Source organism: Kitasatospora sp. NPDC058063 (assembly GCF_042885395.1).
GTDB lineage: Bacteria > Actinomycetota > Actinomycetes > Streptomycetales > Streptomycetaceae > Kitasatospora > Kitasatospora lactacystinica.
The window spans coordinates 341,416-348,857 of the sequence record NZ_JBHVSD010000003.1; the positions used below are offsets into that span (position 1 = coordinate 341,416).

A 7,442-nucleotide genomic window follows, 5' to 3' on the forward strand; every position below is an offset into this window, starting at 1 on the left:
CCGGGTCAGGTCACCAGACCGCGCCGGAACGCCTCGCCGACCGCGCCCGCCCGGTCGCGGACCCCGAGCTTGTCGTAGATCCGCAGCAGGTGCGTCTTGACACTGGCCTCGGTGATGAACAGCTTGCCGGCGACCTCCTTGTTGGAGGAGCCGTGGGCGACCAGCCGCATCACCTCCAGCTCACGGGCGCTCAGCACACCGAGGCTGGGCCGGCGCACCCGGTCCATCAGCCGTTTGGTGATGGCGGGGGAGAGCATCGCGTCGCCCCGGGCCGCGACGCGGGCCGCGCGCAGCAGCTCCTCGGTGGGCGCGTCCTTCAGCAGGTAGCCGGTGGCGCCGGCCTCGATCGCGGGCAGCACGTCGTTGTCGGTGTCGAAGGTGGTCAGCACCAGCACCCGCACCCCGGGCGCGCTCTCGCCGAGCCGGTGGATCGCGGTGACACCGTCCATCACCGGCATGCGCAGGTCCATCAGCACCAGGTCGGGCTTCAGCTCGGCGACCCGGTCGAGCGCCTCGGCGCCGTTGCCGGCCTCGCCGACGACCTCGAACTCCGGGCTGTTGGCGAACGCGCCGCGCAGGCCGTCCCGGACGATCGGGTGGTCGTCGACGATCAGCAGCCGTACGGGGGCGGACTGTTCGCTCATGCGGTGCCGCCCCGGCGGATCGCCGGCACGCTCGCGTTCACCGCGGTGCCCGAGCCCGGGGCGCTCTCCACGGTCAGTGTCCCGAGCACCCGGTCGAGCCGTCGGCGCAGGCCGTCCAGCCCGTAACCGCTGTCGCCGTCGGCGGGCGGCGGCCCGTCGAGGTCGGTCACGGTGAAGCCGACCCCGTCGTCGTGAACGTCCAGCATGACCGTGTCCTCCAGGTAGGAAATGGTCAGTCTGACCTTACTGGCAGCGGCGTGCTTCGCGATGTTCGCCAGGGTCTCCTGGGCGGCACGGAACAGGGCGACCTCGATCTCCGTCAGCAGCGGGACGGGATCACCGGTGACCTCCACCGAGGCCGGCACGTCCGCACGCGCCGACCAGCGCTGGGCCAGCTCCCGGATCGCGTTCGGCAGATGCGCCTCCTCCAGCTCCGCCGGCCGCAGCGCGGCCACCGAACGCCGGGCCGCCGTGAGGCTCTCCCGGGCCAGCCCCCGGGCCTGTTCGAGGTGCCACTCGCGCTGCTCGGACTGCGGCCGGGCCCGGTCGGCGGCCTGGAGCTGGGTGATGATGCCGGCCAGCCCCTGGGCGATGGTGTCGTGTATCTCCCGGGCCATCCGCTGGCGTTCGTCCTGGATGCCCGCCTCCCGGGCCTGGATCAGCAACTGGGCGTGCAGGCCGTTGTTCTCGCCGATCACCGTCTTCAACTCCGTGACCAGCCGGCAGCGTTCCTCGCTGCGCTCGTTGAAGCGGTGCGACAGGTTGCCGAACAGGCCGATCAGGCAGGTCTGGAGGCAGACCGAGGCGGCCGCGATGGCGATCCGCCGGGAGCTGTCCGGCACCCCGCCGGGGATCAGGTTGATGATCAGCGAGGTGGCGCCGACACTGACGAAGGCCCACTGCGGCGGGAGCAGGTCGTAGGCCTGGACGAACCCGACCACGGCGAAGACGAAGAAGATCGGGTGCTGGGTCATCAGCAGTGCGGCCAGCACCTGCTGGCCCGCCACGTAGGTCAGCATCGGGCCGGTGCGGCCCGTCCACTGCGGCGACCGCAGGGTGTACATCGCCAGCGTCCACGCGGCGGTCACCACGACCAGCGGGAAGACCGTGACCCGCGCGGTGGCCGCGCCCTCCTCCGGCTGCACCACGCACAGCACGGTGGCCACGCCCAGCAGCACGACGGGCAGCGGGGTGAGGAAGCGGCGCAGGTTGATCGGTTCGTCGCTCTTCATGGTGCTGCTCCTCGGCCCCCGCTGCTTCCCCGGCTCCCGCCCCGCCGCGACCGCCCGTGACCGCGGACCTCCAGCCTAGGCCTACTCCCGGCGCGATCCTCCGTCCCGGGCCTACTCCCAGCGGAAGAGCCGTGCGGCCGCGACACCGAAGACCACCGTGTAGCCGACGAGGACCAACAGCGCCGTGGCGCCCGGCAGGTGACCCTTGGCCACGTCGCCGAAGGCCTGGACGGAGGCGCCGAGCGGGGTGAAGTCACCGATCCGGTTGACCGCGGCGGGCATCTGGTCACGGGGCACGTACAGGCCCGCGAAGAACATCAGCGGGAAGAACAGCATGCTGCCCGCTCCGGTGGCGGCCTTGGTGGTCTTGAGCACCGAGGCGACGAACAGTCCGATGGACAGCACCGCGGTGGCCGAGAGCAGGAAGGTCAGCGCGAAGCCGAGCGGGTTGCTCGGCAGCTTGACGTCCCACAGCAGGCGCGCGGTCGCGAGCACCAGGAGGGTGGTGGCGATCGCCACGGTGATCTGGACCACCAACTGGGCGATCAGCACCCGGGCCGGGCCCACCGGCGTGGTCGACAGCCGGCGCAGGATGCCCTTCTCCCGGTAGCCCACCAGGTAGCCCGGGGTGATGAACAGGCCGGTCATCGCGAAGGCCAGCACCACGGTGACGGGCGTGTAGGAGTCGATGGCGCGCTGGCCGATCTCGGCCTTGAACTCGCGGGAGGACGGGATGCTGCCGATGATCACCACCAGGGCGACCGGGAAGAGCAGCGTCCAGAAGTACGCGGCCGGGTCTCGCAGGAAGAGCTTGAACTCCACGGCCGTGAGCCGGTTCATCGCCCGCACGGGGGTTCTCCTTCTAGGGGTCGGGGGTCGGCTACGGGCCGGGGATCAGTGGGAGGGGTGGTCGAACCGGCGGCCGGTCAGGGCGAGGAACGCGTCCTCCAGGCTGGCCAGTTCCGCGCGCAGGTCGGCCGCGACGATCTGGTTGCGGGCGAGCGCCGAGGTGACGGCGTACACCAGGTTTCCGGTGCCGGTGACCTCCACCTGGGAGCCGTGCCGCTGGACCGAGGTCACCTCGGGCAGCGAGGTCAGGATGTGGTCGTCGAGCGGGGAGGTCGGGCGGAAGCGCACCTTCTGCTCGGCGCCCACCCCGGCCACCAGGCCGGCAGGGGTGTCCAGCGCGACGATCCGGCCGCCGTCGATCAGGGCCAGCCGGTCGCAGAGCCGCTCGGCCTCCTCCATGAAGTGGGTGACCAGGACGACGGTGATGCCCCGGGCGCGGACCTGCTCGATCAGCTCCCAGGTGTCCCGCCGGGCCGCCGGGTCCAGACCGGTGGTCAGCTCGTCCAGCACGGCCACCTTCGGGTTGCCGACCAGTGCCAGCGCGATGGACAGCCGCTGCTTCTGGCCGCCGGACAGGCTGGCGAACGGGCTGTTCATCTTGTCCAGCAGGTTCAGCTCGGCGAGCAGCTCCCGCCAGTCGGCGTGGTCGTCGTAGAAGGAGGCGTACAGCTCCATCGCCTCGGCGACCCGCAGCTTGTCCGGCATCTCGCTCTTCTGCAGCTGCATGCCCAGGATGCGGTGCAGCTTGGCGGCGTCGCGCTGGGGGTCCAGGCCGTGCACCGAGATGCTCCCGCCGCCGGGCTTGCGCAGCCCGGCGATGCACTCGACCGTCGTCGTCTTCCCGGCGCCGTTGGGGCCGAGGATGCCGAAGATCTCCCCCTCCTGCACCTCGAACGAGATGTCGTCGACGACGACCTTCTGGCCGTACTGCATCCGCAGGTTCGAAACGACGATCGCTGGCACGGTCTTGGTCTCCGATCTCCGAGGTCCCACCAGTGTCCGGCCGGCACCGCCGTGCCCGGATCGACCTGGTGATATCCATCCGGTGGAACTTCCCGCGATCGAACGGTTGACACCCGGATCCGCCCCGCGCGTCCCCGGACGTCGCGACCGGGTCCCGGGCCCGGCCCCTAATCACCTGCCCGGGCCCCGGATAGGGGTGTCGGCCCTGTTACGGCCGTGTCTACGCTCGGCCCCATTCGCGGAGGCTGAAGGGGCACGGGACGATGGAGTCGAGTGAGCGGCAACTCCGGGCGCAGATGCGCTTCTTCCACGACCTGGTGCGCAAGCTCGCCGCCCAGGGCGATCCCTACGCGAAGGTGCTGAGCGCGCCGGACAACCCCTACCCCGCGTACGAGGAGATCCGGGCGCGGGGCCGGGTCTACCGCAGCCCGCTGGGCACCTGGGTCACCACCGACCACGAACTCGCCAACCAGGTGCTGCGGGACAAGCGCTTCGGCGTGCGCAAGGCCGACGGCGAGAAGGTGCCGGAGTTCATGAACTTCGACAACTCCATGCTCGGCCTCGACCCGCCGGAGCACACCCGGCTGCGCCGGATGACCATGCCCACCCTCAACCCGCGCGTCGTCGAGCGCTGGCGCGGCCGGGCCGAGGAGATCTGCCACCGGCTGATCGACGACATCCTGGCCCAGGGCGACCGGTTCGACCTGATGACCGCCTTCGCCCACCACCTGCCGACCGCGGTGATCGGCGACCTGGTCGGCATCCCCGAGGAGGACCGGGAGCACTTCCACCACCTCAGCCGGGAGATCGTCCCGCTGCTGGACGGTGTGGTCACCTACGAGAAGGCGCGCAGCGTGGACGCCGCCATCGCCGGGATGACCGAGCTGTTCACCCGGATCGTCGAGCAGCGCCGGGTCGAGCCGCGCGAGGACATGATCAGCCGGATGCTGCCGCTGGTCGACGAGGGCAGCCTGAGCATGGACGAACTGCTGCCGCTGTGCATGTTCCTGCCGCTGGCCGGCACCGAGACCACCGTCAACCTGATCGGCAACGGCATCCTGGCGCTGCTGCGCCACCCCGAGCAGTGGCGGATGGTGGCCGAGGACCCGGAACTGGCCCAGAACGTGGTCAACGAGACGCTGCGCCACGACCCGCCGGTGCAGACCTACCGGCGGATCGCCCACGAGCCGGTCGAGCTGGGCGGCGTCGTGCTGCCCGTGGACAGCGAGCTGGCGATCGTGGCCGCCGGGGCCAACCGGGACCCGCAGGTCTTCCCCGACCCCGCCCGCTTCGACATCACCCGGGTCAGCCGCAACGACACCCTGGCGTTCTCGGCCGGCATCCACTACTGCCTGGGCGCGCCGCTGGCCAGGTTCGAGGCCGAGGTGGCCTACCGGACCCTCATCTCCCGGATGCCCGGGCTGCGGCAGGCCGGGCCGGTGCGCCGGCGGGGCTCCTTCATCATTCGCGGCCTGCGGGAGTTCCCGCTGTCGGCGAGCTGACCCGTCGTCGGCGCACGGCTCCCCGGCGCGGGTCGGCCGCGACCGCACCACGACCGCGTACGGCGCGACCCGCGCACACGGCACTTCCCAGTGGAGGGATCATGGCGGACCCGATCATCCTCGCCGAAGGACTGCACAAGCACTTCGGCGAGGTCCACGCCCTACGAGGGCTCGACCTCGCCGTCCCGGCCGGGACGGTCTGCGGGGTGCTCGGCCCCAACGGCGCCGGCAAGACCACCGCGGTGAACATCCTCGCGACCCTGATGGACCCGGACGCCGGGCACGCCCGGATCGCCGGGCTGGACGTGGTCCGCGAGGCCGACCGGGTGCGCTCGGTGATCGGCCTGGCCGGGCAGTTCGCCGCGGTGGACGAGAAGCTGACCGGCCGCGGCAACCTGCGGATGTTCGGCCGGCTCTACCACCTGCCCCGTCGGCAGGTGCACCAGCGGGCCGACGAACTCCTGGAGCGCTTCGGCCTGATGGAGGCGGCCGACCGGCAGGTGCGCGGCTACTCCGGCGGCATGCGCCGCCGGCTCGACCTCGTCGCCAGCCTGATCCTGCGCCCCCAGGTGCTCTTCCTGGACGAGCCGACCACCGGCCTCGACCCGCGCAGCCGCGGCGAGATCTGGGACTGCGTGCGGGAGCTCGTCGCCGAGGGCACCACCGTGCTGCTCACCACCCAGTACCTGGACGAGGCCGACCAACTGGCCGACGACATCGCGGTGGTCGACTACGGCCGGGTGATCGCCGACGGCACCCCCGACCAACTCAAGTCGACGATCGGCAACCGCTTCGACGTGGTCGTCGAGGACCCGGCGCTGCTGCCGCAGGCCTCCGCCGTGCTGCACCGGCTGACCGGGGCCGAGCCGACCGGGACCGGCGAGAACAGCCTGAGCGTGCCGTCCGCGGACGGCACCGTGCGGGTCTCCGCACTCGTCCGGGAGCTGGACCGGGCGGGGATCGAGGTCGCCGACGTCAGCCTGCGCCGCCCCACCCTCGACGAGGTGTTCCTGCGCCTGACCGACCGCTCGGCCCCGGCCGACACCGAAACCGACGGCGACGCCCCGGCCGGCGCCCGAGCCGACGACAGAGTCAAGGACCACGCCTGATGACCGTCCAGAGCACCCCCGTTGCCCGCCGGACCCCGGTGACCCGCCTGCGCTGGGCGCTGTCGGACGGCTTCGTCCTCGTCGGGCGCGAGTTCAGCCGGCTGCGCCAGGAGCCCGGCTCACTGATCGCCGCCCTGATCTTCCCCGCCGTGATGGTGCTGCTGTTCGGCTACGTCTTCGGCAGCGCCATCCGGATTCCGGGCGGCGGTGACTACCGCGCCTACCTGATGCCCGGGCTGTTCGCCATGGTGACGGCCAGTTCGGTGGTGGCGGTGATCGAGCGGGTCGCCGCCGACGTCTCGCGCGGACTGATGAGCCGGTTCCGCTCGATGCCGATGTCGCGGGTCGCGGTCGCCTTCGGGCACACCGCCTCCGACATGGTCGGCGGCCTGCTCAGCGTGGCCATCATGGCGGTGGCCGGCCTGCTGGTCGGCTGGCGCGCGTCCGACGGGCTGCTGAACGCCCTGGCCGGCTTCGGGCTGCTGGTGCTGATGCGCTACGCGCTCAGCTGGGTCGGCTGCTTCTTCGGCCTGAAGGTCCCCAACGAGCAGATGGCGCAGCAGCTCACGCTGCTCGTGATGCCGGTGACCATGCTGTCGAACGCCTTCGTGCCGACCGACGGAATGCCCGCCTGGCTGCGGTTCATCGCCGAGTGGAACCCGCTCAGCGCCCTGACCGCCGGCTGCCGCGAGCTGTTCGGCAACCCGGGGACGGTGACCGGCTCGCACGCCTGGCCGGTGGACCACCCGGTGGCCGCGACGCTGCTGTGGTCGGTGGGCCTCCTGGTGGTCTTCGTGCCGCTGTCGGTGCGCTCGTTCCAGCGCAAGAACCGCTGACCCGGCGAACCCCGCACCGCCCGGTGGGAATCCCCGGGACCGGGGTCCCCGGCCGGAAGTCCCCGGACCGGCACCCCTAACTGTGGGGCCGGCACCGGGGGCCGGCATCCGCCCTGCTTAGGGGTTGGTGCCGGTCGGTTCGCTCCCTAAGCTCGCGGATGACGCGCCATCGGGTACGCCGGGGAATTCCACCCGGCGGACCGCGGTGGCCCTTGCGAAACGCCAATCCGCCCAGGTCGACGGGTGGGCAATTCCACCCGTGAATTCCGTTCGGCTATTTCCGGCGCATTACGTGTTGAGGTGTCCC

Annotated in this window: 7 protein-coding genes; 3 read left to right on the forward strand and 4 right to left on the reverse strand. The window is 71.5% G+C overall.

What is annotated here, in order from left to right:
* Nucleotides 1-5 precede the first annotated feature (5 nt).
* The 4 genes from ACFVUY_RS07810 to ACFVUY_RS07825 form a co-directional block, all read right to left on the reverse strand.
* A complete protein-coding gene (locus ACFVUY_RS07810; protein WP_387689960.1) occupies nt 6-644 on the reverse strand; it encodes a response regulator in 639 nt (212 codons plus the stop codon).
* Nucleotides 641-1,876: a sensor histidine kinase gene (locus ACFVUY_RS07815; protein WP_387689962.1), complete on the reverse strand. Its 1,236-nt coding sequence runs from the start codon at nt 1,874-1,876 to the stop codon at nt 641-643. Before ACFVUY_RS07815 ends, ACFVUY_RS07810 begins: the two co-directional genes overlap by 4 nt.
* A 111-nt stretch (nt 1,877-1,987) precedes the next feature.
* Complete coding sequence (locus tag ACFVUY_RS07820) at nt 1,988-2,716, reverse strand: ABC transporter permease (RefSeq protein WP_387690099.1); 729 nt, start codon at nt 2,714-2,716, stop codon at nt 1,988-1,990.
* A gap of 54 nt (nt 2,717-2,770) precedes the next feature.
* Nucleotides 2,771-3,688, reverse strand: coding sequence for an ABC transporter ATP-binding protein (locus ACFVUY_RS07825; protein WP_387689964.1), 918 nt, complete (start codon nt 3,686-3,688; stop codon nt 2,771-2,773).
* A gap of 263 nt (nt 3,689-3,951) precedes the next feature.
* Here ACFVUY_RS07825 and ACFVUY_RS07830 point away from each other — a divergent pair, with 263 nt between their 5' ends.
* From ACFVUY_RS07830 to ACFVUY_RS07840, 3 genes are all read left to right on the forward strand, one after another.
* Nucleotides 3,952-5,190 carry a cytochrome P450 gene (locus ACFVUY_RS07830; protein WP_387689965.1) on the forward strand — a complete coding sequence of 413 codons (1,239 nt, stop codon included), beginning with the start codon at nt 3,952-3,954 and terminating at the stop codon, nt 5,188-5,190.
* 101 nt (nt 5,191-5,291) lie between these two features.
* Nucleotides 5,292-6,299, forward strand: coding sequence for an ATP-binding cassette domain-containing protein (locus ACFVUY_RS07835; protein WP_359915576.1), 1,008 nt, complete (start codon nt 5,292-5,294; stop codon nt 6,297-6,299).
* A complete protein-coding gene (locus tag ACFVUY_RS07840) occupies nt 6,299-7,135 on the forward strand; it encodes an ABC transporter permease (protein ID WP_380350910.1) in 837 nt (278 codons plus the stop codon). The genes ACFVUY_RS07835 and ACFVUY_RS07840 overlap by 1 nt, the downstream gene beginning before the upstream one ends.
* Nucleotides 7,136-7,442: the final 307 nt, after the last annotated feature.

Coding starts and splice junctions, on each gene's coding strand:
- ACFVUY_RS07810 (WP_387689960.1), bottom strand. CDS start 644: ATGAGCGAACAGTCCGCCCCCGTACGGCTGCTGATCGTCGACGACCAC.
- ACFVUY_RS07815 (WP_387689962.1), bottom strand. CDS start 1,876: ATGAAGAGCGACGAACCGATCAACCTGCGCCGCTTCCTCACCCCGCTG.
- ACFVUY_RS07820 (WP_387690099.1), bottom strand. CDS start 2,716: ATGAACCGGCTCACGGCCGTGGAGTTCAAGCTCTTCCTGCGAGACCCG.
- ACFVUY_RS07830 (WP_387689965.1), top strand. CDS start 3,952: ATGGAGTCGAGTGAGCGGCAACTCCGGGCGCAGATGCGCTTCTTCCAC.
- ACFVUY_RS07835 (WP_359915576.1), top strand. CDS start 5,292: ATGGCGGACCCGATCATCCTCGCCGAAGGACTGCACAAGCACTTCGGC.
- ACFVUY_RS07840 (WP_380350910.1), top strand. CDS start 6,299: ATGACCGTCCAGAGCACCCCCGTTGCCCGCCGGACCCCGGTGACCCGC.